Genomic DNA, 25,828 nt, shown 5'->3' on the forward strand with positions numbered 1-25,828 from the left:
CAAACTAATTATTGCTTACCACTTTTACCATGCTGGGGCGAATTACTTTATTACGGACCATATAGCCCTTTTGAAATTCCTCAACAATCAATCCGTCCGCCTGATCCTCAGCCTCAACCCGCATAACGGCTTCATGCTGCTGGGGATTGAAGGTTTCGCCTACCGCCTGGACAGGCGCAAGGCCCAGCTGCTCAAGCGACTGGAATAATTGTCGATAAATCATTTCAACACCGGAACGAAAAGAAACAACATCCGCGTTATCTGTTGCAGTAGATAATGCACGGTCAAAATTGTCAATAACCGGCAGGAGCTTTAGCAGAATTTCCTCGGTAACAATACCGGAAAGCTCTTCTTTTTCCTGACGCGTGCGACGGCGGAAATTATCAAAATCAGCTTGTAAACGCTTAAGGCGCTCTGCCATTTCCTCATGAAGGCGATTTTTTTCCGCTATTGCAGCCAGCATTCGTTCTACATCAGACGACTGAAAGCAAACTTCCTCAGCCGGTGTTTCCCCCTCGGCTTCCGGGTTTACCTTCTTCACTTCTTCTTGCTCTAATTTCTCAGTCATTCACTTCACCTCTATTTAAAAATCAGGCATCCCGGCCGTTGCGGCGTTGCTTTGCCCACTATTAGCACCATCTTCTTTTTTCTTTATAATGGTATCGATTCTAAGAATTGCTACAGCGACTTCACCTGCTGCCTTTATGGCATGCAGCTTAACAGGTACCGGGTCGACAACCCCTAAGGCAAGCATATTGGTTACAGCACCCGTGTCACAGTCAATGCCCAGATAATCGGCCTGCTCAGCCAGCTGGGCGGCGACCGCCTCTTCCACTTTTTCCAGTGGGTTGAAGCCGGCATTCTCCACGATCTGCGACAGCGGCCTTTTTAAAGCATTAACCACACAATCAACGCCATACGCCGCCATCCCCTTTAAATTCTCCCGTGATTTTTCAACTTTACGGGCCAGGGCAATCTCAATTGAGCCGCCCCCCGGAACATAACCGCCCTTTACCGCTGCCTGCACACTTGAGGCCGCATCTTTTGCAATGCGCATCCTTTCACCGACTACTTCCTCGGTGGCGGCACCGACTAAAATCGTTGCCATTGGCTTGCCTTGACCGCCTAGTATACGGATGTGTTCCAATTTTTCATCTTCATAAACCCGTTCGGCAAAGCCCAGATATTTTTCCAGGTCTGCCGTGTCTTTCTTAAGCCCCGTACGCTTAATCATACGAGCTCCGGTATGCTCAGCCGCCCTGCGAAGATCTTTAGCCGCTACCCGCTGAACAACTACAATACCGGCATCCGCTAAAATTTCTTCGGCATCGCTATGTACACCGCGGTCCACTAAAACGACATTAACTCCGAGATCAACAATCTTTCTGCTGTTTGCCTTGAATTCATTTTGCAGCTCTATATACCGCTTAAATCCGGCTTCAGTGCTTAAAGCTTCGTCACCTATTTCCTCCGGTTCCAAAGCATCATCAATTAAAAGCACTTTGGCATTTTGTACCGATTCGGGCATTTCTTTATTCATGCGCTCTTTATCGACAATAACGCCTAAAAATACTTCATTGGCAGCCCCTTCCTGGGCTGTGATGATATCCGCCAGCTTGAAATTATTTTCTGCCAGCTTTTCCACACCAATCAGCCGGGCAGCTTTTACGACCAAATCGGCAATATCCTGGTGTTCGCGTCCTGCTATCATGGCAATATTGGACAAAATCGGATCCTGTAAATCCTCTACACGCCGGCAGTTAGCCGCTACGTGCTCCAGTGCCTGCGCAATGCCAAATTTCACACCTTCAATCACCCTGGCAACAGGCACTCCCCGCAGCACCTGATTAACACCTTCCGCTACCAGACCACCGGCCATAATCGTCGCAGTTGTCGTTCCATCGCCAACCTCGGCTTGCTGTGCCTTAGCCGTATTAATCAGCATTTTGGCTGCAGGATGATTGACATCCATTTTATCAAGAATCGTCACGCCATCATTTGTAATAATAACTTCACCAAAGCGGTCCACCAGCATGGTGTCCAGACCTTTGGGACCAATTGTTCCTTCTACGGCTGCAGTAATCGCCCTTACAGCATTGGCATTAGTAATCAGCGCCGCTAAGCGCTCATCAACTTCTGCTCCGCTGCCGGCCGCCTGCTTGAGATTCATGTCGGATCCTCCCATACCTAGATATGTATTCTCTTTTCGGGCAGACTATACCGTCTGCCCGTTTTTGCTAATCCACTTTAAACACCGTATTTTTTCAATACATCACCCAAGTGACGCTGCATAAAGCCAAGCACACCAATAATCTTACCATACTCCATACGGGTAGGCCCTAAAACTGCGACCGTTCCGACTATCTGACCGTCAACCCGGTAAGTCGCCTGAATTACACTGCAATCCTGTATACCGGAAAACTTGTTTTCCTGACCGATCGTAACGAGTAAGTGATCAGTTTCCTGCCTATGCAGAATATCACTCAGCAGTTGTTCTTCTTCCAGCATGGAAAGCAAGGCTTTTACTTTATCAACATCGCGGAATTCCGGCTGCTCCAGCAATTGGGTAGTACCACCGGTATATACACGATCTTTCCTGTCGCCAGCAATGGCACTTCCCAGTACCTCTAAAGCCGCTTTATAGATGAGGGAATCAGACACAACTTCCTGCTTGATTTCTCGTAAAAGTGATAATCTTATGCGATCCAGCGGTAAGCCCGCCAACCTGTTATTGATCCGCTCTGCAATGCTTTGCAAATCTGTTAGCGATGTTCCTTCGGGAATATCAATTACCTTATTATCGACAAAACCCGTATCGGTAACAATGATGACAATTGCCCTGCGCTCATCAAGCGGCAGAAATTGCATGTATTTGAAAACACATTGTGACATTTGCGGCGCCAGCACCAGCGACACATTGCGGGTCATGCGGGATAGTATCTTGGCAGTTTCCTGAAAAACCCCCTCAATCCGCCTGGCCTTTGCCTCATACCAGCGATCAATCAACAGAATTTCCTGGTCACTGATCGTCGGTGGAGCCAATAAACAGTCTACATAGAAACGATAGCCCTTGGCCGAAGGAATCCGCCCTGCCGACGTATGGGGCTGCTCAAGATAACCCAGCACCTCCAAATCGGACATTTCGTTGCGTATGGTAGCCGGACTAATCCCTAAATCATATTTTCGGGCAATGGTTCTTGAACCAATCGGTTCCGCGGTTGAAATATAGTCGTCAATGATCGCCTGCAGAATTTTACGTTTTCTCTCGTCCAAAAGCATTCACCTCCTATTGTTAGCACTCTATCGCAGGGAGTGCTAACACCTAATTAAAACATATCACTCCTTGCCGCACATGTCAAGATGCCTTCCTACCTTTATCTGTTAAGGTAAGAAGGCTTGAAAGGCCAAGTTGCCGTATTTCATCCCCAGAGGGGTCAATTTTACTGATTCTTTACCTACATCAATCAATTTTTTAGCAGCCAGCTCCGCCACCTGCCTGGAAAAATGCTGCGGAAATTGTTTCTCAAAGTATTGATAAAAAGCTTCGTACGATATCCCGGCTGCTGTACGAAGCCCTAAAAAGCAGAACTCAGCCATTTGCTCTGCCACATCGGGTTTTTCCTGATATTCAACAGGCGAACCTCCGCTATTAATCTGTTCGATATACGTACGGACATCACGGGTATTTGCCAGGCGCTCACGGTTAAGGAAGGAATGTGCGGCCGCACCCAGGCCAAGATACGAAGAGTAGTTCCAGTATTTTAGATTATGCCGGCATAACTGCCCCTGTGCGGCATAATTGGATATTTCATACCGTTTATAGCCGCACTGGGGCAGGAAACGGACCGCTTCTTCATACATAGCCTCCTCCTCCTCTTCAGCGGGCAGCAGTAAACGCTCTGCGGCCAGACGATGGGCAAAAGGGGTTCCTTCTTCTACTTTTAAACCATAAACGGAAATATGCGGAACAGCCAGATCAACGGCCTGCCGGAGGCTGTCTTGAAAGTTTTTTAATGTCTGCAGCGGCAGCCCATACATTAAATCAATATTAATATTGGAAAAACCAGCCTGCTGTGCTGCCCGTACGGCAGCAATCCCTTCTTCGGCGCTGTGAATCCGGCCTGCTTCCTGCAGCAGAATATCGGTAAACGACTGTACCCCGAAGCTCATGCGGTTTATTCCATGCGCCCGCAAGTCCGCCAGGATGCCGCCATCCACCGTTCCAGGATTTGCTTCCATAGAAACCTCTGCATCAGGAGTAACGTGAAAATTTGTCTGTACTGCTGTAATCACTTGCAGCAGCAAAGGCAGCGGCAACAGCGTCGGTGTCCCGCCGCCAATATAGATGGTATCAACCTCATGACCGGAAAAAAGAACACCTTGGCCGATGATTTCCCGGCACAAGGCGTTGGTATAGCTTTCGTATAGACTCTCCATATGAGAGTAAGAAGGGAAATCACAATATAAACATTTTTGCTGACAAAACGGGATGTGTATATATAGCCCTAATTGCATGGCTAATCCATTTTCAAGATCGCCATGAATGCTTCTTGCGGGACTTCAACACTTCCCACTTGTTTCATGCGTTTCTTACCTTCTTTTTGTTTTTCCAGCAGTTTGCGTTTCCGGGTGATATCACCGCCGTAGCATTTTGCCAGCACGTCCTTGCGCATCGCTCGCACGGTTTCCCGGGCAATTACCTTATTGCCGATAGCTGCCTGGATAGGAATCTCAAACATTTGCTTCGGAATAATTTCCTTCAGTTTTTCAGCAAGTAATCTTCCCCGGAAAGTGGCCTTATCTCGATGGACGATCACACTTAATGCGTCAACAGCCTCACCATTAAGCAGAATATCCAGCTTAACCAGTTCCGACTCCTGATAACCGATCAATTCGTAATCCAAAGAAGCATACCCGCGGGTAGAGGATTTCAGACGGTCAAAATAGTCGTAAATAATTTCGCTTAACGGCAAATGATACGTAATGGTAACCCGGGTGACATCCAGGTATTTCATATCTTTGTATTCGCCCCGTTTCTCCTGGGAAAGCTCCATAACTGCGCCAACAAGGTCATTGGGAACGATAATGGTAGCTTTCACATAGGGCTCTTCAATATGATCAATTTCCTGAACTACCGGCAACTTTGACGGATTATCAATTTCCAGCATTTCGCCGTCTGTTTTATAGACCTTAAAAATAACGCTCGGTGCGGTTGTAATTAAAGTAAGATTGTACTCCCGTTCCAGCCGCTCCTGAATTACATCCATATGTAATAGTCCGAGAAAACCGCAGCGGAAGCCAAAGCCAAGCGCAATGGACGTTTCCGGTTCATACGCCAAAGAGGCATCATTTAGCTTAAGCTTATCCAACGCATCACGGAGCGAATCATAATCAGCGCTGTCTACCGGATACAGGCCGCAATATACCATAGGCGTTACTTTACGATAACCAGGCAGCGGTTCGCTTGCAGGATTGTCAAGCTCTGTAACCGTATCACCGACACGGGTATCTTTCACATTTTTAATACTAGCGGCAATAAAGCCCACTTCTCCTGGACCAAGTTCGGTAACATTGGTCATGGAAGGCCTGAAAACACCGACTTCCGTTATTTCGAATTTTTTCTCCGTCGCCATCATCAGTACTTTCGTACCGGGGCGTATATACCCATCCATTACGCGGACATAGGCAATTACTCCTTTATAGGAGTCAAAATGCGAATCAAAAATCAGTGCCTTAAGCGGTTTATTCCGCTCACTTTTCGGGGGCGGGATTTTCGCAACAATTGCTTCCAGTACTTCCTCAATACCAAAGCCGGTTTTAGCACTAATCAAAACCGCATCCGAAGTATCCAGTCCGATTACATCTTCAATTTCTTGTTTTACCCGCTCCGGTTCCGCGCTCGGCAAGTCAATTTTATTGATAATCGGAATAATTTCCAGATCATGCTCCAATGCCAGATACACATTGGCCAGCGTTTGAGCTTCAATTCCCTGTGCCGCATCGACAATCAGAAGCGCGCCTTCACAGGCTGCCAAGCTGCGGGAAACTTCATATGTAAAGTCTACGTGTCCTGGCGTATCAATCAAATTCAGCATATAGGTCTGCCCATTCTTAGCCGTATAAGACAAGCGGACCGATTGTGCCTTAATTGTAATTCCACGCTCACGTTCTAACTCCATCTGGTCCAATACTTGGTTTTCCATCTCACGAGCAGAGAGAGCACCGGTAAATTCCAGCAGCCGGTCAGCTAATGTGGATTTACCATGGTCAATATGAGCAATGATGGAGAAGTTTCGAATATGGGATGTATTCATAGCGGGGCTCCTCTCAGACTACAATAGCAATTTTCAGTGATTTATTATAGCATTTCCCCCCTATTACCTGCAAGCATTTACCTGAATTGCTCTTTAAGCCAGTGTAATTGGCTTTCTTCAAGCGGTCTGATTTCCCGCAGATATCCGCTTAAATTCTCTTTGGTCTGGAACGCCTTCTCCGTAAACTGTCCATACCATACATTCAGCCAATAGATGGGACGTTCAATATTAAAGTATAAGACCGTAGGTATGGTTACACGGCTGCCGCTAACCTGAAGGGTTATATCCTTGGAGGAATTGCGGATTGCCGCTACGGGAATCTGCCCGCTGATCCTGATACCGTTTCCCAGGACGTGAGCAGAGTAGCCGCCATTCTCACGCCGTACATTAAAGGAGCGCACATAGGGACTCTGCATCGTCATATCATTCAGCTGATGTTCCGCGGCGGCAACACCTAACATAATAAACACAAGCATGGCGATAATGCCTCTGGACAATATCACAACTTCTTCTGCGGGCATGCGATTCAGAATAACTATCACCTCTAAGCTCGGTAACCTATTTTTCTTTATTCTTTGTTTTCGGCCATAATTTCCGCTAAAATATCACCAAGCAGTTCCACTGTCCGCATTGCTTCTTCTTTTGAGTTCTCCTGGCAGCCTACTTCCAGCAGCAAGGCACGGGGATGCAGATGCTGATTAAAACGCCAGTCAACTAACTGAATTCCCTTTGAGACACCGGGAAAGTACTGATTCATCTTTGCATCAATCAGCTTGGCAAAGGCATGATTCTGCTGCCAGTGAGGCTGCACCAGATCCGGCTGCCCTTTCGCTACCACAATAGACATACGGGCAACAGTTACACCGGCCACCGTTGCAATGGAATTTTCCCGTTTATCGGCATCACGATGGATATCAAAAATCATTTGCATCGAAGGATTCTCCGCCAGCATTTCCTTTGCAGTAATTTCCGACGGTCCATAAGCCTTCATAAAACTGGGGTAGTCATGAATATTCTTACTTACGACCGCTTTATAACCACGTTCATCCAAGCGTTTAGCCAGCGCATCGCCAACTTCAACTATTTCGCCGCGCTGTCCGCCAGGACGATGCGTTACGCCTGAGCTTGGAATAAAAGACTCGGCCGTATGCGTAAAATAAATGCCCACAACCGGTTTTCCTGTCGTTAAGTTGCTCTTAAAATCAAACTTAGGAAAATTAGGAACCGTCATCGCACTTACCGTTGACTCCGGCTTGATTGCCGCCAATAAGGGGATTTCGACCCGAAACAAAGAGCGAGTATCTTTAATATCCACATTGGCAAGAAACATTACGATGCCTCTAATGACACTTTGAGCTGTTACCTCTGTCTTAATGGTAACAGGCGGCACACTGGAAGAGCCTGCTAGTCCAGGTATTCCCGAGAATAGCACGTCCTTCCAGTTCGGCCATAATTGCTCCCAATTCCGCTTGCTGCCGACAGCATCGTTTACGTTGTCGCTCGAGAGCGCTCCTGCGCTTTTGATTCCATACATCCCCGAGATGACTATTATCATTGCCATAACAACAACTGTTACGGCAATCATTTTTGATTTTTGGTTATATCTGCGCCGTTTTCTCAAGTTCTTTCCCCCTGCCCTATTGTTTACATACAATGTATATGCTTTCGGGCAGAAGGATATTACCACAAGAGAAACAGTTTACGGTCAGGACTTAGTGCAAGTATAAATGAATATTTTCATAATCAATATTCGGATGCAGCGCCTGATTAATACCACCGGCAATAATGTTGGCAATATCTTGAATCAAACGGTCAATTTCTTTAGGGGTAACCATCAGATCTCCCAGTGCATCGGGAAGTACTTGCCGTACAATCATGCCCCGGTCTTGATCAGACAAATCTGCCATGCTTTTAAAATAGCGGGCAAAAGCGGCATGTTCCTGCATAGTATCAATCGTATCCATGGCGATTGTGGATGCATGAACAACAGTCGGTACGCCGATTGCAATAACCGGCACGCCAAGCGTCTCCTGGCTTAAGCCGAAACGCTTATTGCCTACGCCTGACCCTGGATGAATTCCCGTGTTGGCGAGCTGTACTGTAGTCAGAACCCGGTGGCTGGAGGCCGCCGCCAAAGCGTCAATCGCAATTACCGCATTGGGCTTTACTTTATCTACGATGCCATGAATAATTTCTGCTGTTTCCATACCCGTAATTCCCAGTACTCCAGGAGCAATCGCACAGACGGAACGGACACCATTTTTCAGTTCCGGTGACAGCATTTCCTGCAAATGCCTGGTAACAACCACTTTATCTACCGCACGCGGTCCCAGAGCATCCGGTGTCACATTCCAGTTGCCCAGCCCGACAATCAGCACGGTAGCATTGCGCGGCAGCTCGGCCATGCTTACCAATTCTTGCGCAAGATGCTTCATGATTTGGTCTTCAAGCGGTGTATTTTTATATCGCAGCCCTTGTGCTTCGACCGTTACATAACGTCCTTGTTTTTTTCCCATCATTCTTTCCGCTTCCGGAGTGGTGATATTAACACGGGTAATCAAAACATCATCATTTTCGGCTGTTTCCACAACAACACCGGGAACATCTTCCCGAACCTTCCGGCTAAGCATTTCTCTTGCTTCCAGCGCAAGATCCGTCCGGGGCGTAAATATTTCGTTATTCATGAATTTCCTCCTAAAATAACAATATTTCTGTAGGCTATCGTTACCAAAATAACACCTTCCTATACCATAATGAAGCATAAATAACCAGTTCCATAAATAAGTGGTAATTGTTGCTTGCATTTTTTAAAGGCCCATGCTAAAATATTTTAGGTATAATGGTCACAAGGGAGGTGAAACAATTGCCGAATATCAAATCCAGTGAACGCAGTGTAAAAACTGATGCTGAGCGTCGGGCAAACAACTTTGCTGTAAAATCCACCATCAAAACCGTTACCCGTAAAACGGTGGAAGCCGTTGGGGCCGGCAAAGCAGACGATGCTAGCGCCCTCCTGACCAAAGCCAGCAGTGTTATTGACAAAGCAGTCGCCAAAGGCGTTATCCATAAAAATGCCGCGGCCCGTAAAAAGTCCCGCTTGGCTCGTAAGCTAAACGCGATCGCCAAATAAGCAACAAACAAATACCCCTTGTCCAAAAATTTGGACAAGGGGTATTTTTATTTGCCGCTTTGTGCCTGAACGGCGGTAATAGCGACTACACCGACAATATCTTCCGCCTTGCAGCCTCTGGATAAATCATTAATCGGTTTTGCCAGTCCCTGAGTTATCGGCCCGTAGGCTTGTGCCTTCGCCAGTCTTTCCGTTAGCTTATAGCCGATGTTCCCCGCATTCAAATCGGGAAATATCAGTACATTGGCCTGACCGGCAGCTTTGCTGCCAGGCGCTTTTAACCGGGCGACCCGCTGTACCAGTGCGGCATCGACCTGCATTTCTCCATCAAGCAGCAGCTCAGGCGCCTTTTGCCGGGCTAATGCTGCGGCCCGAATCACTTTTTCGGTAAGCTCGCTTTTCGCACTGCCAAAGGTTGAGTACGATAACATGGCCACCACCGGTGTTAAATCAAGCAGACTATTCATACTGTGCGCTGAAGCAATAGCGATTTCAGAGAGTTCCTCTGCATTAGGATTCTCATTTAAGGCGCAGTCAGCAAACAATAATGTACCATTATGTCCATATTCACTGTCAGGAACAACCATAACGAAGAAAGTGGAAACAAGTTTTGCCTCCGGTGCGGTCTTGATGATCTGCAGTGCCGGCCGCACCGTATCTGCCGTTGAATGAATTGCCCCGGAAACCAAGCCGTCCGCATCATTTTGCTTAAGCATCATCATCCCAAAGTAAACCGGGTCTTTCACTTGTTCTGCTGCCTGTTCCAATGTTATCCCCTTGGATTTACGCAGCTCATAGAAAGCTTGGGCATATTCCTGTCCTTTTTCCGCATGCTCACTATCAATAATAATTGCTTCGGCCAGGTCCAGGTCTCCCGCTGCCTTACGTATTTCATCCTTGTTTCCTATTAAAATAACATTGGCAATCTGCTCTTGCAAAATGATGCTCGCCGCCTGCAGCACCCGCAAATCAGTCGCTTCAGGCAAAACAATATTCTGTTTGTCGGACCTGGCTTTTTGCTTCATCTGCTCAATAAAACTCATAACCTTACCGCCGCCTTTTTATTTATCTTCTTCCAGAATACGCGCGTGAATTTTTAATATCTTCTGCCCATAGGTTTTACCCGGCACTGCCCACCTGCCATTTAAATCCGTCCAGGTTATAGCCTGGCCGAAATACTTCCCGGTCTTCACCAATTGGTAACGGGGGTCAACAATTGGTCCTTGCGGTTCTGCCGTCGAAGCGTATGCCAACAAATGCTGTATTTGAGCCGTCACACCCTCTTGAGCTGAGCCAAACCAATGTCCCCGCACTTTATTGCCGGTAGTACCTATACCGGCATAATTATTCTGCAGGGGCACTACATCACCGCCATAACGAAAATGACCAGTTTCATGAATAGCCTGGGCAAAAGCAACATCGGGACGGATATTTTCCAGTACGCCTTGCTGCCAGTAATACTCTACCAGCGTTTCAATGGGAACAGTAATGAGGGGAAACGGGTTGACCCGCTGCATGTAGCGGATACATTGTTCCTTGGTAGCCAGCGGCTCTCCTAGTATCGACAGATCAAAACTGCCTTCACTCTGAATCAATTCCGTTTTTGCCATAGCAGGCACCTTTGCTGCAGGTGTCAAGCTTGGCAACAACAAGCCGGCAGCAGCCAACAGTACCCAGGCAATCCGGTTGCTTAGATTAATCATGCCAGCCTCCTCTCCTTATTATAGACATAACTCAATAACAAACTGCTCAAGCACTTGTCCATTTGTTTTTCCCGTTTTTAAATCGCGGTCAGCAGCAGCTAAGCGGAGAATACCTGCCTTAAGCTGTTCTGCCGAAAAGCTCCGGCTCTGGCGAACCAGTTTTTCACCGATAAACAGGGGAACCTTAAATTCATTAGCAACATCCTGCTGCGAAAAACCCTGTTCGACCATCAGCTTAGCCTGCCATAACTGGCGGACCTGCCTTGCCAGTAAAGCCAGCAGGCGAAAGGGAAACTCACCTGTAGAAAGCTGTTCGCCCAGCAGCTGCAGCGCCCTTGCCGCTTGCTTCTGGCTTAAGGCTTCCAGCATAACAAACACAGAAACCTCGGGCACTACGGACAGGATTTTGATAAGATCATCGCGGGTAATCGACGGCTTTGCCTTTGTGTACAAACTTGCTTTTTCCAGCTCACCTGCTAAAAAGCCCAATGATACCTGCGGCATAATGCTGACAATATTCAGCAAGTGCTCCATGGCATCAGCTGTTAGTCTTTTATTATGTTCCGCTACTTTTGCTGCAATCCAGGGCTTTACATCCTTGACCTTCAAGGGGGCAAACTCAGCAACTGCGCCGTGTTTTTCAATTGCCTTAACAAGCTTCTTACGCTTATCAATTTTATCGCCGCCAAGAAAAATTATGTGACTATACTCCGGCATATTGGCAAAAAGCTGGATTAACTTCTCTGAGGCGGCATCTGAACCTTCTTCGCCTGCTGGCTCTGTCTGACCGGAGGTTTTACGGGCCCGGAATAGCGCAGTGCTGCGCACTAAAATAACATTTTTACTGCCGAAAAACGGAACCGATTCGCTTAAGCGAATCAGTTCTTCGCTTGAAGGTTCATTTTCAAAAACCATTAACCCAGTCTCCCACTCATCCGGTGGCAGCAGCGCATGAATAAGTTTTTGTTCTACTTCCTTGATTAGATAAGCTTCTTCCCCATACAACAAATATATCGAAGCGATTTGATTGCGATTAATTTGTTCCATAATTGCCGAATAATTCATCTTAGGGCCTCCGATACGTCACTGATTGTACATAAGGCTCAATAAACAGGTCTGTCCCATTAGTTTTCATCAGAACAGCTCCACTTACATCGGTCCGGTATGTACGTACGTTTGCTTGCTCCAATTTATGCAAAATCTCTTTATGAGGATGACCAAAACGGTTCTGGTAGCCTACGGAAATAACGGCATAGCTGGGTGCCGCCTTTTGTAAAAATGCGTCGGAAGTCGAAGTTCGTGACCCATGGTGTGCTACTTTGAGCACCGTACACGGGGTCAAGCCGTTTGCAACCACTTCTTCTTCCTGCCGGTTCTCGATATCGCCGGTAATTAAAAAACTGTGCTGCCCATAAGATACACGAATAACACTTGATGACTCATTGCCGCCATGGCCTGTTCCAGCGCCGGCATGAACCACTTCAATTCCCAGTCCGTCTAACTTTATCGTTTGTCCCCGTGCGGCAGGAATAAGGACACCATGACCTTTTTTTCGCAACAAGGCCTGAAGACTGTCAGAGAAAGCTTCGGGAGCAACGATACAATTGCTGACCGGAATAGCTGCCGCTATCGCTGCGGCACCACCGGCATGATCCCGGTGGCCATGCGTAAGGATGAGAAAATCAAGCTTCGTTATCCCTTGGTGCTTTAGGTAGGGAACAACAACCCGTTCCCCTATATCAAAGCTGCTGTTTTCGCCGGTTGTGCCGCCTGTATCCACAAGGATTGCTTTCCCGTGAGGACTGATAAACAGGGTCGCATCCCCCTGGCCGACATCAATGAAGTGGACCGCCGCCGTTTGTGTATGCCATAGGACACTAATCAGCAAGCAAACCGTCAGTATAACACTCGCCGCCCGGTAAGGCCATCGTACAAGCACAGCTGCCGGTGGCGGCAGACCGCTGGGAAGATAACCGTAGCACCAGGTCAGAAAAAGATAATACAGTATGCCTTCCATTAGTCCAAAGGGCGGCAAATAGAGCTGTAAACCCGCAGCGACAGCAATGGTTCTATTTAACTGCACTGCCAAACCAGTCCCCAGGCTGCAAACAACCAGCAGCACTTTGGCAGCCAATGGCAGTACCGGGCTGCAGACGCAAGCCAGCAAACCAAGGATAATCACCAGCTCAATTACGGGAATCACCAGGATATTCGCAATAAAAGAGCTTAGCGAAAAGCTGTGAAAATACCAGGCCAAAAAAGGGATAATACCAGCCTGAGCTGCAAATGTCACGGCCAGCGCAGAAGCCAGCCACCGGGGCAGAAAGTTTAACTTTGCTGCGGTTTTAGGGTAGAAAAATACCAACCCGGCCGTGGCGCCAAAGGAAAGTTGAAAGCTGATGTCATAAAGCAAAGCCGGCTGCCAGGCAAGCATAATGAGCGCCGCCAGAGCCAGCACATTAGGACCGGATGATTCCCGTCCCGCCAGCACTCCAAACAGTCCGGCAACTCCCATAATCGCCGAGCGGATAACCGGTGGTGTCAAGCCTGCCAAAAAGGCATACAGTAAAATCATACTGCCTGTTAACAGCATGGCCAGCTCCGAACGTATACGGCCTCTTTCTCCTAACCATAACATAACAGCTGCCACCAGAGCAATATGCGAACCGGATACGGATAATATGTGAATAATCCCGGTAGCAGAAAACTCCTGCAGCACCTGCGCGTCAATCGTATCATAACCACCGCCGAATAAGACTCCGGTAAGGATTGCCGCATCGCTCGCAGGCATCGTTTGCTGAAATATTTCGCTTAAACGGCTTCGCCAGCGGTCTGCCAGTTTTTTTGCCGTTAGTTTCAGAGCAGGTTGAATACGGATGCTGTCACTGCTGACCGTCATACGGGCGGTAATACCTTGTCTCTTTAGCGCAGCCACCGAATCAACAGCTCCGGGATTATTATAGCCATGCAAGCCATCGATTGTCCCTGTTACCTCTATCTGATCGCCAATCGTGCCTGTATCCGCCGCCTGACGCACGGAAACCATAAGCTTACCGGTCCCGTTTATCACCTGTCCGGAGGTTTGCAGCTGCTCGACAGCTATAATATAGCGGATCTTTTTTACGCCATCAGTCAGTGTGATTTTCGGTGTATCAGCTATCTGCCCGCTCAAGCTGACATGCTGGCCGATATACTGGCTGCAGTCCGTTGGCGGCAGCTCGTCATCCTGCGTAAAGCGAACCATGCCCAAAAGGCAGAAAAGCAGCACCAGGCACATAACAGATCGTTTGCCATTCATCCAGAGCTGGAAAATCACTGCCCCTAACACAAGAGCAGTCACGATATATAGATAACCGATATTCCAGGAAACCAGACCAGCCAGACCTATTCCCATCATAAAGGCTGCCGTAAGCAGCAGAAGCGAGAGTTTCATCGTTACAAACTAATTTTATTCACAAGCTTATTAAATTTAGCTTCGCCAATACCCGGGATCTTCTTCAACTCTTCCAGGTTCCTAAAAGCTCCATTAGCCTGGCGGTATTCAATAATTCGTTCTGCCATTGCCGGTCCAATGCCCGGCAGCTTATCCAGTTCATTTTTATCGGCTGTGTTAATACTAATTTTTTCCTGCCTGGTGCCTGTACCATCACCAGCTTTAGAACCGGCAGCCGCAATGGGAACAGCAACATGGCTGCCGTCCTTTACCACCTCTGCCATGTTTATGCGGTTTGCATCCGCATCAGGAGTCAAGCCTCCGGCCAGATTAACTGCATCGAGTACCCGTAGCCCTTTATTCAGTTCATACATCCCTGGTTTGTTAATCCCGCCGCTGATATAAACGATCACCGTATCGGCTTTCCCTGCAGCTGCCAATTCATTTTGGCCTGCTGCCTGACTGCTAAATTGCCCTGCCGTAACTATGGTGTTTTTCTGCCACCAGCTGTACAGTCCCGCCCCTGTAATGACCAGTGCAATTACCAGTGCGGCTAGTAATTTCTTCTTTGCTCCGTCCACTAGTTTTCACCCGCCCAAATACGCTCTTTTTTCCTTTTTCTCCAATATTATCCAAATTCCTCTATTTTTCGTGAGAATCCTTTCATATATCTGCGGTCCGCCGGGTAAAATAATATGATAAAATAAGACTATAAAATAAATGGGATGGTGGCCTCATGAATCATGCCGATTTAGAAAAATATGCACGCCTCGTCATTAAGACCGGCGTCAATCTCCAAAGCAATCAAACCTTGGTTCTTTCTTCACCGATCGAATGTGCCCCATTTGCCCGTCTGATTACAGCAGCAGCCTATTCAGCAGGTGCCCGCGATGTTGTCATCAACTGGGTTGATGAACTTTCCGCCAAAATCCGCTATCTTCAGGCTCCGGAAGAGATTTTTGATGAGTTCCCGGAATGGCGCAAAGATTTTTATTTATCGTATCTGCGAGGCGGAGCCGCTTTCGTCAGTATATCCGCGGCAGATCCGGAGCTCTTGAAAGATGTTAACCCCGAAAGAATCGTCAGGTCCCAAAAAGCCAGTAATACTGCGTTAAAGGAATACCGCGAAAAAATTATGAGCCATGAAAATTCATGGTGTATTGTTTCCGTTCCCACTGCTGCCTGGGCCAAAAAGGTGTTTCCTGCAGTCTCCGAGGAGCAGGCAGTAGACTTATTATGGGATGCTATTTTAAAAGCGGTTCGGGTTCCTGCCGCAGATCCCGTAAAAGAATGGGATAGCCATAAGGCTAAGCTTAGAGAGCGCCGGGATTTTATGAATAAGAGTAAATTTAAGTCCTTACATTATCAAAACCGCCTTGGCACCGATCTTACAATCGAACTGCCGGACAATCACATATGGATGGGTGGATCGAAAAACAATGCCAAAGGGATTGATTTTGTTGCCAACATCCCGACAGAAGAAGTATTTACCCTGCCGAAAAAAACAGGTGTAAACGGTACTGTCTTCAGTTCGAAGCCATTAGTTTACAATGGCAACTTAATTGATCAGTTCAGTTTAACGTTTAAAGAGGGAAAAGTAATCGACTATAAGGCAGAAAAAGGTCAGGAAATACTGAAAAAACTGTTAGAAACAGATAAAGGTTCCTGTTATCTGGGAGAAGTAGCCTTAGTTCCTTATGATTCGCCTATTTCCAATGCACAAATTCTCTTTTATAATACTTTGTTTGATGAAAATGCGTCATGCCATCTGGCCTTTGGCAAGGCCTATCCAACCTGCATAAAAGACGGGAATAGTTTATCAGGAGAGCAATTAGAAAAACTGGGTGTTAATGATTCGTTAGTCCATGTTGACTTTATGATTGGCACGAAAGATCTTACCATTACAGGAATTACCGCCGAGGGAAAACAAATCCCCGTATTTGCGAACGGAAATTTTGCGTAACTGTATAATAAAACAGGTTAATTGATCTGCTTAGCTCTCAAAGCAAGGCAGTCAAACAGAAAAGATGGCACCCGGCAATAGCGGGAAGCCATCTTTTTATTATATATGAGAATGTTATATCGATAGGCAGCCTGTTACGGCTGCGTAGTTGCTGGCCTATTTATTGCCGGTGAACGTTGCATCAACATAATTGCGCATATGCTGCATAAACTCTTCTAAAATCAGCGGTGACTGATTTGTTTTCAAGGCATTCAAAATCCGCAAATGTTCCTGTGCTTTCTCCTCAAACGTGCCTAACGACACAATGTCCTGATTCATTACAATCAGCAGCTGATAAAACAGCCCCTCCAAAATCTGGGCCCGGCGGCTGCTTTCCGAGACAGTCCATAAGTAACGGTGAAAAGATAGATCCAATGTATTTAACAAAAAAACCTTGTCTTCATCTTTACTGCATTGGTGCTCACCATTTTTCATCTGCTGCGTTAAATTGTGCAGTTCCTGAAAGTCTTTCTCCTGCAGGATGTGTTGAGTGGCAAGCTGATGCAAGATTTGCAGCTCCAATGTGATACGAATCTCAAATACTTCTAAAACCTCTTTCGGGCTCATTTCCAGGACCTGATTCCCTCGCCTCGGTGAAAAAGAGACAATTCCTTGCTCATTCAGAATGCGCATCGCTTCGCGCACAGGAGCCCGGCTAGTATTTAAGGCGCTGGAAATATCGGCTTCAATCAACTTATCGCCGCTTTTCAATACGCCAGACAAGATTCTATTCTTGACATAAGAAACAACAATATCGCTCAGGCTTTGCTTCTCGTAGGTGGGCAGCATCATCATGCCATGGGTTCACCACTTTTCACCAGATTTGCTATTAATTATACCGCACTAAATCTGCTGTGTACAGAGCGACTCCGGCGGCGTTTTCCACAATCCGGAGGAGTATCCCTCCAAGTAAGCAACAAAAAGCTTTTGCACCGGCGACAAAACCATTTCTTTTTTGAAAACAACATGCAGTTCCCGGGAAAAGGCCTGCTGATCAAGATCATAGACCTTGATTTGTCCACTCTTTTCATACGCGCTGGCAGCGACTTTGGAAACAAAGGATACTCCCATACCATGGGACACGGCGGACAGAATACTCTGGGTATCATGGAGGTAAGCCACAATATTTAGATTTTGTACGCAAACACCCTGCTTATGCAGCAGCTGCTCCATTTCCACGCGCGTACCAGAGCCGTCCCCGCGCATCACAAATGGTTTATTTCGCAAAAATGCCGGCAGATCGCGATACATTTCGCCTTTATTTACAATCATCGACCGGGGAGTGATCATAACCAGTGTATCCCGGTAGAAAGGTATTGTCAGCAGACGGCGGGAGTTGACGCTTGTGCCTACAATGCCAAAATCATAGCGGTATCCTAAAATTCCTTCGATGACCTGCAGGCTGTCTGCCTGATGAACATCAAACACAATGTGGGGGTAATCTTTTTGAAATACTGTAATAATCTCCGGCAAAAGAAACTGGGCAGGTACGGAAGAAGCTAAAATACTAATTTCGCCACTCATTTCAGGATCGACTCGATTGACACTGTTGATCGCCTCATCGCGCAGGGCAAGAATGTTTTTTGCACGGTGAAACAAATCTTTGCCGATTTGCGTCGGATAAACTGCCTTAGTCGAGCGGATCAGCAGCTGAGCGCCGATTTCACTCTCCAAAGAACTGATATGCGCACTAATCGTCGGCTGCGACAAGTAAATCATGTCAGCTGCCTTGGAAAAGCTGTTATGCTGAACTACTGCCACAAATACTTCCAGTTGTTTCATCTCCATATTGGCTACCTCCCGCTCAATTACCCGCTAATACAAAGCATTCCGCTTTCTGTTCCATATTCCTGCCGACGGGAACGAATTGGCTTGTTCTCCAGTATGCCATGCACTCCGCCAGGTTTAATACCCGACGGAGTGCAATGACCATCCGTTAGATTTTAACCTCAAAAAGTCTCGGCTCTTCAAGGTGCGTAGTTAAGGCATCCAAAGCAACACCTACCCGGTGGCGGCGCAGCTTATGCTGCTCATCCTTAGGAGTAGCTGGGTTGCCAAGCGGATAAGGAATGGAAATAGTCGGAACCAAACGGTTTACGCCTACCGTTTTAGCAACAGGAATCAAGTTCGCCATTTGCACGATGGTAATCCCTGCACGTTCGATTTCTTTGGTCATCGTTGCACCGCAACGTGTACAAGTCCCTCAGGTGGAGGTTAATATTGCGGCTTGTATACCGTCATTAATCAGCTCCTGCGCAATTTCCCTCCCCATGCGGGCGGCCTCGGCCTGAGTAGTTCCAGTGCCGACTGTGCTGTAAAAGTATTTATACACGCCGCCGATCTTGCCTTCTTTGGCATACTCTTGCATTACATCCAGTGGAACAATGACGTTAGGATCATTATTGGCGGCAGCAGGGTCAAAACCGGCATGAATTGTCATATACTGGCCCTTTTGCAAAGCATCCAGTTCCTCAATATTATACTTACCCCACTTGGTGGCAGAAGCGGATTGAATGCGGTCAGGATTGCCCACAGGCACGATGCCCCCTGAGGTGATGAGCGCGACTTTCCTATTTGCCAGCTCCTGCGCCGAAAGAGCGGGAGCGATGGGTGCACGGTCCGATTTCGGAATCGGCAGTTCCGTTTGGTATGGTTCACCGTTTACCTTTTTCAGCAGCATATCGATTACCCGGTCGACAGCTTTAACCGGAGGATTCAGCCAGACCTGCTCCCGAATGCCACGGCCAAAATAGCCTTCTTCCGCAGCTGAACGGAGGGGTTCCTTCGCCAAAAGACGTTTCGCAAAATTGGCCATTGCGGCTACGTCCTTTCTCATTGCAGCGGCGCTGGCACCGCCCTTAAAAATGTACATTTCCTTTTTATACATTTCCACGCCGGGATTTTCATCGTTCATAGAGGTAATAGCGGGAACGCCAAATCTCTTTTGCACAGCTGCGCAGATATGACCGCAGGCTGCCCCGTAGCGTCCAGCCCGGAAAGCGGGACCGGCAAAAAAGACATCGAATTCCTTACCCTCTAAAAAGGCCAGGATGCGCTTGATTGCTTCTTCTGTGTTGGAACCAATGAAATTATCACCGCAGATAATCGTATGCGTCAGCTTCATTTTATCGCCCAGGGCGGCTTGTAGAGCAAGACCCGGCCCAACAGCACCCTCACGCAGTTCCGGCTCATGATCGGCAAATTCTTCGCCGCCGATCTGTCCGAAGAACTGGTTAATATACAGGATCGTTTTCACACTTTTCCCTCCTTAAAATTCCATCATAGTTTTGGAAGACCAGCCAACAACCTGATCACCACAGAACATGGCATTATTCTCCATAATAATGGAACCATCAGGGCGTACCGAAGGCCCTAGCACCTCGTCGTTGCTCCAGCCGCCGGAAAGTCCATCCCGTCCGAGGGCTTCCAGTTCACCCAGCACCGTTTTCATTGGCGGCAATTTGATTAAACTGGATACATTACCGCAGGAAACAATGGCGTCAGCCTTTTCGTCCAGCGATACCAGCGGCTGGCTGGCACCGTCCCGTCCGGTGCATTCATTGGTCAGGCCGACCGTTTTGACACCGGCATCCTCCAGAGCGACAATGCAGGCAGTAAAGTCGGCATCCGGGTTACCATACCCCTCTTCGACGACAATCGCGCTGTCGGCTCCTATACTTTTTGCCATTTGCGCAACGAACAGAGCAGAGCGTTCTTTCTGTTCCAGCGCCACATTCAGGTTGGACATAATTATGCCCAGGAAATTCAGTGTCTTGCCATGCTCCTGATACAATCTTTTAATCATCGGGAAATTCTGAAAATCATAGGTAGACCATTTGGAGGAACAAGGCATAAAGGAACCGGAAATCATCGCGCCATCCAGCACTTCATTGGGATGCATAAAGGTAGGCAGCATATGATTGCAATCCCAGCCGTAATTAAGATCGTTATAGCCCATTTCCTCCATTTGCGATTGCGGCTGCAGCACCAGTACAACACTGGGCAGACTGCTTACTGCACTATCGCGCTTGGTAATCGGAGCAAGCTCATAAACCTCTGTCTCTACCGGCTGTAAATCCTTCGTGCACGTACCCAGATATTCTGCCAAACGCATACCGGCCCAGCGCAGTGCCCGGTTTTTCTTTTGCTGCTCGTTTTGTTCAAATGTTTCGTCCGTATCAGCCACCAGCACAAGGTTTTTTAGTTGGGAATAAAATGTGTACTTGGCTCCTTCGCCACTCATATCAATTAAGCCGTCCTGAAAGCCGCCCCAGTGCTTCCCTACCACCAGCACACTCATGTCCTTCAGAGCATGGGTAGTGCCATTTCCAGCCGGCATCAGCTTTCCGGTTACTCCGGGAAAGACCGGGCCGCCGCCAACACGGTACCTGGGCTCAATGGCTTCTTTTACCGGCACCAGGCGAACCTCATCTCCCGGTTTTACAATATGCAGTTCGGCCTCAGTGATATGGCTGTCTTCTTTCACCACCGCCAGCGCTTCCTGTTTATTAACTGTCAGGATGCCGTCGACGTACTCTGTTTTATCGCCGAACTGTATGTCCCTGACATGAAAATTCACGATATCGAGTTTCATTTCAACAGTCCTTTCGTGTTATCATTTATCCCTAAGTTCGCTGATAATCGTTTCTAGACAAAGAACAATATCCGCAAATTCCTCAGTTGCTACCGTACACAAATCCAATTGCAGGCAGTCATCCGTTATCCGGGCAATAATTGGAATACCATTTTCCCTTAGCTTGCTTTCCAGCCTGTTCGGAGACAGCTCCTCTATCTGAATAGCTACCGCATATGACGTTAGTTCCACAGCCGGCAGGGAACCGCCGCCTATTCGGGCCGCGCTCTTCACCACACTGCAGCTGCATCCCACTTTAGAAAGTAACCCTGCGAGTTGTTCCGCCTTTTCCCGGATAACCTCCGGTGGCTGCGTCATCATCCGTAACGTCGGAATGGATGTGACCGCCCGGGCAGGATCAAGATACTGGCGCAGTGTGACTTCTAATGCAGCTAATGTCAGCTTATCGATGCGCAGTGCCCTAAGCAGATGATTCTTTTTCATAGCATCAATAAAAACTGATTTACCTATGATAATTCCCGCCTGTGGACCACCCAGCAGCTTATCGCCGCTAAAACAGATAAGATCGGCGCCTTGTCTGACACACTGTTGTACGGTTATCTCTCCGGTTATGCCGTAAGGAGCCAAATCTACCATTAGGCCGCTGCCCAGATCGTAGATAGAGGGCAGCTGGTTTTGCCGGGCGATTTCTGCAAGCTCCCGCATTGCTACCTCTTCCGTAAAACCAATAATTTTATAATTACTGGTATGTACTTTCAGTAAGGCGCCGGTATGCTCAGAAATTGCCGACCTATAATCGGAAGAATGGGTTTTGTTCGTCGTCCCCACTTCCACAAGCTTACAGCCGCTGGCAGCCATAATATTGGGTACGCGGAAGGAGCCGCCGATTTCGACCAGTTCCCCCCGGGAGACAATTACCTCACGTCCCTTGGTAATAGAGTCCAGTACGAGATAAACGGCAGCGGCGTTGTTGTTCACAACCAGTGCTGCTTCAGCGCCAGTCAAACGGATGAGCAAATCCTCCACATGTTGATAACGTGAACCTCTGCTGCCATCAGTCAAATCGTATTCCAAATTGGAGTACCTGCAGCCCACACCGGTCAGCACCTTTGCGCACTCTTCATCTAGACAGGCTCTGCCTAAATTAGTATGGAGAATAATACCGGTAGCATTAATGACAGGGCGTAAATGCGGCTGTGACTGCCTTTTCAGTTCCAGCCTGATACCGGTAAGTAACTCTTCCTGATCGCAGCAGTCCCGTTTACCGGCTACAAGGCTTTTACGGTAACAGCCAAGTTCTTCCTGAATTACCGCTTTTACCAAATTGCGCGGCAAATCGCCGGCTTCGCTTTCTATCCGCCTCAGGAGATCATCCATCCTAGGTAACGTGCGCAGGCATTGCTGATTGGTCATGGAAAGGCCTCCTTGCCCAAAGTAGTTATTCGCTGATATATCCTTTCGCCCGCAAGATGCTTCTTGCCGGTACTATTTTGGCTTCTGGAAGCAAGATAACCGGTCCCGTGCAGCCCATGCCGCTTTCGGCATAAATGCCTTGCTGCCATAAAGCCCGGACTGCATCTTCTAAGTCCAAAATTTCGATTCCGTGGATCTCCGCAGTCACCACTTCTTTTGGCGGCGCCGCTATTGTTGCAGACGCTTCCACCGTGTTCTTCTGCACCCGGCAGCCAGCCAGTACCGCATCAAGTCCAGCCCGTTTGGCCGCAGCCAATTCCTGCGCTAGTACCTGTTGGTAGTTGCCTCGCACCAACTCAGCCGCAAATTCAATAGCACCTTTTACCACAGGAGCACCGGAAGCGCGGGAAACAATCAGGATTAGCTTATCAAAATTCTCCCCCATACCCGGCCCATATCCATAGCCCACAGATTCATAATTGCCGCCGGTATTGTAAGAGGAAAATAGCTTCATTAATATGTTGCCTGTCAGTGAATCGGCAACCATAACATCACACGAGCCCATAAGTAAATCATTGCCCCGCATGATGGCACCGCCGTCGCTCCTGCCCGATGTGGCAAACCGGATGGGATAACCGCCGGCTTGCAGCCGCTGCAGTTGAATTTCAGCTTGGCGGGCACCATCAATATTCAGCAGCCCCACTGTCGGTTCAATTACTCCGCAGGCCTTGGCTGTCGCGATGCCATACATAGCATTGCGCACAAGCCCCTCTACCCGGTCGAGTGCTGTGGTTCCGGTAGTAGTGGCAATAAACATTTCCCGCCCCTTTGCCGGAGTAATCACCCGTCCTACCGTGGAAACCCCGATAGGAAAGGGATAATGCATGGTCACACCGCCTTGAACTGCACCGCTGGCCAGCAGGCCTTCCAGCGCCTTATGCCCCTCTTCTTCAGAAGCAACGCGCACTGTTTCAACGCCGGGGCAGCTTTGATCGTGTGTCCCGATAACCTTCACATTGATTCCCTGTTTTGCCGCCATGGCAGCAGCCCGGTAAAGCTCCTCTTCGCCATGCTCACTGCCGAGAGCGGTAAGCGCGATAGCAGCATGAGGTGATTGTCTGCCGGTTTCCAGCATATCTGCCATCTCCAAAAATGTACCGGCTAAGATACGGTTAATCTCTTTATCGGCCATCGTGCTATCCCTCCAGCTTTCCGGCAAGGTGTCCAGCAAACTCCCGTAAGGATGCGGCCATTAGCTGCTTCACTCTGGCTTCGGTAATACCGGCTTCCGGAGATACGCCGCTATTTTTCTGCAGCACAAAAGAAATCCCGTCAAATAAGTTCGTCATGCGACCTAAAAATAAACTTCCTTTGCCTACGAACATGGCTCGCTCTATTTTGCCCGCCAGCATTTCCTGCCGGGCAAAGCCCAGATAAGGAACGCCTGAGGGGATATGCCCCTGCGTTGGTGCCCAGCCGGCCATACCGTGTTTTTCTACAAAGGCAGTCAATTCCGCTTTCTGGATTTGCCCCTTCATTGCAGCCAGTGCACCAATCATTTTGTAATTTGCCTCAGGCACATTCCCGGCACCGGCCGGTTTTGTGATATCCGGATTTTGCATTTCCAGCGAATATTTATCCACATCAGTCAGTTTTAGTCCGGCTTTCTCCAGCGGCGCAAAAGTCAGTGACGAAATCACGTTCTGCGGCGATGAACCGGTACCAACGGTATGACGGCCAAGAATATCCGTGTTAAGTTCCGGACTGACACCATCATTTTTCGATATCAGCACCGCAAATCCAGCCACACAATCTTCCAATATCGGCAGGCCCTTTTTCAGATGGTCCTTGCCGTTCATTCCCAGCTTGGCTGTGGAGCCGCCTGCAGCTACCACCACATGATTAAAGACGCCGGCTTTAACCAAAGAAGCCCCCTGCACCAGTGCATGAGTAGGACCGGCGCAGAAACCACGCACATCACTGCCGGTGGCATTGATAAGTCCTGCCATTTCAGCCGCAGCTTTGGCGAAGTTACCGCCGCCACGCTGATTCATGTCACCGCAGGCTTCCTCAGAACACTCAATCACATAGTCTATTTCTTCTTTATTCACACCGGTCTGGTGGATTAAATGCAGTACAGATACTACGCAGGATGCCTTGGAAACCAGGTTTTCAAAAATAACATGGGCCGACAGGGAATCATCAATATCATGGGCGGCCTTTACGCAGCCAATTACTTCACCCTGGAAATAAATCGCCTCAGCATGGGCATTTTGAATCAATTCGGCAATCTCCGCAGCAGCAGCAGGCTTATCAAAGCCTGCCAGCATATTATTATCCACCAGCGGATGCGCTTCCAGCTTAGACTTAACGCTTTTGCTGAAGCTTTCATTCAGCTTAACCAGGTCAAATACATCGCAGATTTTCATCATGCCGATAAATTCATCTTCCGGCATAATTTCTCCGAATATCCCCTGCCGCTCGGCTTCCACCTGTTGTTCATACCAGGGCATTGGCAGCGCAGCTAATGCTTCAGGAGTCATATTCCCGATATAAACCTGATTAGGCGGATAAGACAAACATGTCTCATAAGCACGCAGACTCTTGCCTATTTCTTTTAGGTAACTAGAATCAGGATCTATTTTCCTCTGAGTAGTCTGGGTCGTGCCATTATGAATGACCATATCCGGCGTATGTGCCAGAAAATAGCTCGCCCCCTTCAATACACTGTACATGGAAAACATCCTTTCTATTAAAGATTAGAAATTGCACTAGAATTTGCAGTACTGGTCACGAATAGAACTCATTTCCTGAACAATGCTGTCTACATCCAGCACCATTTCCATCATACTGATCTGTTCTTCATACACCTGGGGATCGACCTCGTCCTTCACTTCCGGCTCACATACATGGTATACTCTCAGTCCCAACTGGACTCCCGCCAATGGACCTGCAAAAGTGGGGTCACCGGCAGTTACGGTCTCGGCTGCTAAGCCTGCCGCTTCTCCCTCGGCTGCGCCGAGCAGAACGACAACATTGTCTGCGCCGAATTCCTCCGTAAACTCCTTAACCCGCTTTTGGTTTTCCAGATCCATGGCCCCCGCAGCAGTTCAGACAAAGCATTCTGTTGATGAGAATACTACGTCTGCACCCGCAGTTTTTGCGCAAAGCGCGATTGCGGGTCCGGGGATACCATCTCTGTCGCCGATAATGATGACTTTTTTGTCTTTCAGCAACAT

The 25,828-nt window shown here is 48.1% G+C and carries 23 protein-coding genes; 2 read left to right on the forward strand and 21 right to left on the reverse strand.

Going from position 1 to position 25,828, the window contains the following annotated elements; genetic code table 11:
• Nucleotides 1–4 precede the first annotated feature (4 nt).
• From grpE to gpr, 8 genes are all read right to left on the reverse strand, one after another.
• A complete protein-coding gene (gene grpE, locus EV210_RS12530) occupies nt 5–568 on the reverse strand; it encodes a nucleotide exchange factor GrpE (RefSeq protein ID WP_132080938.1) in 564 nt (187 codons plus the stop codon).
• Between the two features lie 15 nt (nt 569–583).
• Complete coding sequence (locus EV210_RS12535) at nt 584–2,170, reverse strand: TCP-1/cpn60 chaperonin family protein (RefSeq protein ID WP_132080941.1); 1,587 nt, start codon at nt 2,168–2,170, stop codon at nt 584–586.
• 77 nt (nt 2,171–2,247) lie between these two features.
• Nucleotides 2,248–3,279, reverse strand: a complete 1,032-nt coding sequence (gene hrcA, locus EV210_RS12540; RefSeq protein WP_132080944.1) for a heat-inducible transcriptional repressor HrcA — start codon at nt 3,277–3,279, stop codon at nt 2,248–2,250.
• A 102-nt stretch (nt 3,280–3,381) separates the two neighbouring features.
• A complete protein-coding gene (hemW, locus tag EV210_RS12545; protein WP_132080947.1) occupies nt 3,382–4,515 on the reverse strand; it encodes a radical SAM family heme chaperone HemW in 1,134 nt (377 codons plus the stop codon).
• A 2-nt stretch (nt 4,516–4,517) separates the two neighbouring features.
• Nucleotides 4,518–6,314, reverse strand: a complete 1,797-nt coding sequence (gene lepA, locus EV210_RS12550) for a translation elongation factor 4 (protein ID WP_132080949.1) — start codon at nt 6,312–6,314, stop codon at nt 4,518–4,520.
• A gap of 77 nt (nt 6,315–6,391) precedes the next feature.
• Entirely contained in the window at nt 6,392–6,856 is a 465-nt protein-coding gene (locus tag EV210_RS12555; RefSeq protein WP_132080952.1) for a hypothetical protein, read from the reverse strand.
• Nucleotides 6,857–6,882: 26 nt separating this feature from the next.
• Nucleotides 6,883–7,935: a stage II sporulation protein P gene (gene spoIIP / locus EV210_RS12560; protein ID WP_243650538.1), complete on the reverse strand. Its 1,053-nt coding sequence runs from the start codon at nt 7,933–7,935 to the stop codon at nt 6,883–6,885.
• 91 nt (nt 7,936–8,026) lie between these two features.
• Entirely contained in the window at nt 8,027–8,998 is a 972-nt protein-coding gene (gpr, locus tag EV210_RS12565; RefSeq protein WP_132080955.1) for a GPR endopeptidase, read from the reverse strand.
• A gap of 179 nt (nt 8,999–9,177) precedes the next feature.
• Between gpr and rpsT the strand changes: the two genes are divergently transcribed.
• Entirely contained in the window at nt 9,178–9,444 is a 267-nt protein-coding gene (gene rpsT / locus EV210_RS12570; RefSeq protein WP_132080958.1) for a 30S ribosomal protein S20, read from the forward strand.
• A gap of 47 nt (nt 9,445–9,491) precedes the next feature.
• On the opposite strand, the gene pta is transcribed toward rpsT, so the two are convergent.
• Genes pta through EV210_RS12595 form a run of 5 tightly spaced genes read right to left on the reverse strand, consistent with a single transcriptional unit; the run spans nt 9,492 to nt 15,161 of the window.
• Nucleotides 9,492–10,487, reverse strand: coding sequence for a phosphate acetyltransferase (gene pta, locus EV210_RS12575; protein ID WP_132080961.1), 996 nt, complete (start codon nt 10,485–10,487; stop codon nt 9,492–9,494).
• An 18-nt stretch (nt 10,488–10,505) separates the two neighbouring features.
• Nucleotides 10,506–11,147, reverse strand: a complete 642-nt coding sequence (locus tag EV210_RS12580) for a glucosaminidase domain-containing protein (protein ID WP_132080964.1) — start codon at nt 11,145–11,147, stop codon at nt 10,506–10,508.
• 18 nt (nt 11,148–11,165) lie between these two features.
• Entirely contained in the window at nt 11,166–12,212 is a 1,047-nt protein-coding gene (holA, locus tag EV210_RS12585; RefSeq protein WP_132080967.1) for a DNA polymerase III subunit delta, read from the reverse strand.
• 1 nt (nt 12,213) lies between these two features.
• Nucleotides 12,214–14,580, reverse strand: a complete 2,367-nt coding sequence (locus tag EV210_RS12590; protein WP_132080970.1) for a DNA internalization-related competence protein ComEC/Rec2 — start codon at nt 14,578–14,580, stop codon at nt 12,214–12,216.
• A gap of 2 nt (nt 14,581–14,582) precedes the next feature.
• A complete protein-coding gene (locus EV210_RS12595) occupies nt 14,583–15,161 on the reverse strand; it encodes a ComEA family DNA-binding protein (protein WP_132080973.1) in 579 nt (192 codons plus the stop codon).
• 155 nt (nt 15,162–15,316) lie between these two features.
• Here EV210_RS12595 and EV210_RS12600 point away from each other — a divergent pair, with 155 nt between their 5' ends.
• Entirely contained in the window at nt 15,317–16,543 is a 1,227-nt protein-coding gene (locus EV210_RS12600) for an aminopeptidase (protein WP_132080976.1), read from the forward strand.
• Between the two features lie 156 nt (nt 16,544–16,699).
• Here EV210_RS12600 and EV210_RS12605 read toward each other — a convergent pair whose 3' ends face one another.
• The 8 genes from EV210_RS12605 to grdA all read right to left on the reverse strand — a co-directional run bounded on the left by EV210_RS12605 (nt 16,700) and on the right by grdA (nt 25,825).
• On the reverse strand, nt 16,700–17,377 hold the full coding sequence (locus tag EV210_RS12605) for a GntR family transcriptional regulator (RefSeq protein ID WP_132080979.1): 678 nt from the start codon (nt 17,375–17,377) through the stop codon (nt 16,700–16,702).
• Nucleotides 17,378–17,425: 48 nt separating this feature from the next.
• Nucleotides 17,426–18,370 carry a selenium metabolism-associated LysR family transcriptional regulator gene (locus EV210_RS12610; RefSeq protein WP_132080982.1) on the reverse strand — a complete coding sequence of 315 codons (945 nt, stop codon included), beginning with the start codon at nt 18,368–18,370 and terminating at the stop codon, nt 17,426–17,428.
• Between the two features lie 148 nt (nt 18,371–18,518).
• Nucleotides 18,519–19,838, reverse strand: coding sequence for a betaine reductase selenoprotein B (gene grdH / locus EV210_RS12615; RefSeq protein ID WP_132080985.1), 1,320 nt, complete (start codon nt 19,836–19,838; stop codon nt 18,519–18,521).
• 12 nt (nt 19,839–19,850) lie between these two features.
• Nucleotides 19,851–21,176, reverse strand: coding sequence for a glycine/sarcosine/betaine reductase component B subunit (locus EV210_RS12620; RefSeq protein ID WP_132080988.1), 1,326 nt, complete (start codon nt 21,174–21,176; stop codon nt 19,851–19,853).
• Nucleotides 21,177–21,197: 21 nt separating this feature from the next.
• A complete protein-coding gene (gene selA, locus EV210_RS12625) occupies nt 21,198–22,589 on the reverse strand; it encodes an L-seryl-tRNA(Sec) selenium transferase (protein WP_132080991.1) in 1,392 nt (463 codons plus the stop codon).
• Nucleotides 22,590–22,614: 25 nt separating this feature from the next.
• Nucleotides 22,615–23,781 carry a glycine/sarcosine/betaine reductase complex component C subunit alpha gene (grdD, locus tag EV210_RS12630; protein WP_132080994.1) on the reverse strand — a complete coding sequence of 389 codons (1,167 nt, stop codon included), beginning with the start codon at nt 23,779–23,781 and terminating at the stop codon, nt 22,615–22,617.
• Nucleotides 23,782–23,785: 4 nt separating this feature from the next.
• Entirely contained in the window at nt 23,786–25,324 is a 1,539-nt protein-coding gene (grdC, locus tag EV210_RS12635; protein ID WP_132080997.1) for a glycine/sarcosine/betaine reductase complex component C subunit beta, read from the reverse strand.
• 36 nt (nt 25,325–25,360) lie between these two features.
• Nucleotides 25,361–25,825 carry a glycine/sarcosine/betaine reductase complex selenoprotein A gene (grdA, locus tag EV210_RS12640; RefSeq protein WP_243650550.1) on the reverse strand — a complete coding sequence of 155 codons (465 nt, stop codon included), beginning with the start codon at nt 25,823–25,825 and terminating at the stop codon, nt 25,361–25,363.
• Nucleotides 25,826–25,828 lie beyond the last annotated feature (3 nt).

Origin of the sequence: Anaerospora hongkongensis (assembly GCF_004339805.1) — a bacterium.
Lineage (GTDB): Bacteria > Bacillota > Negativicutes > Sporomusales > DSM-15969 > Anaerospora > Anaerospora hongkongensis.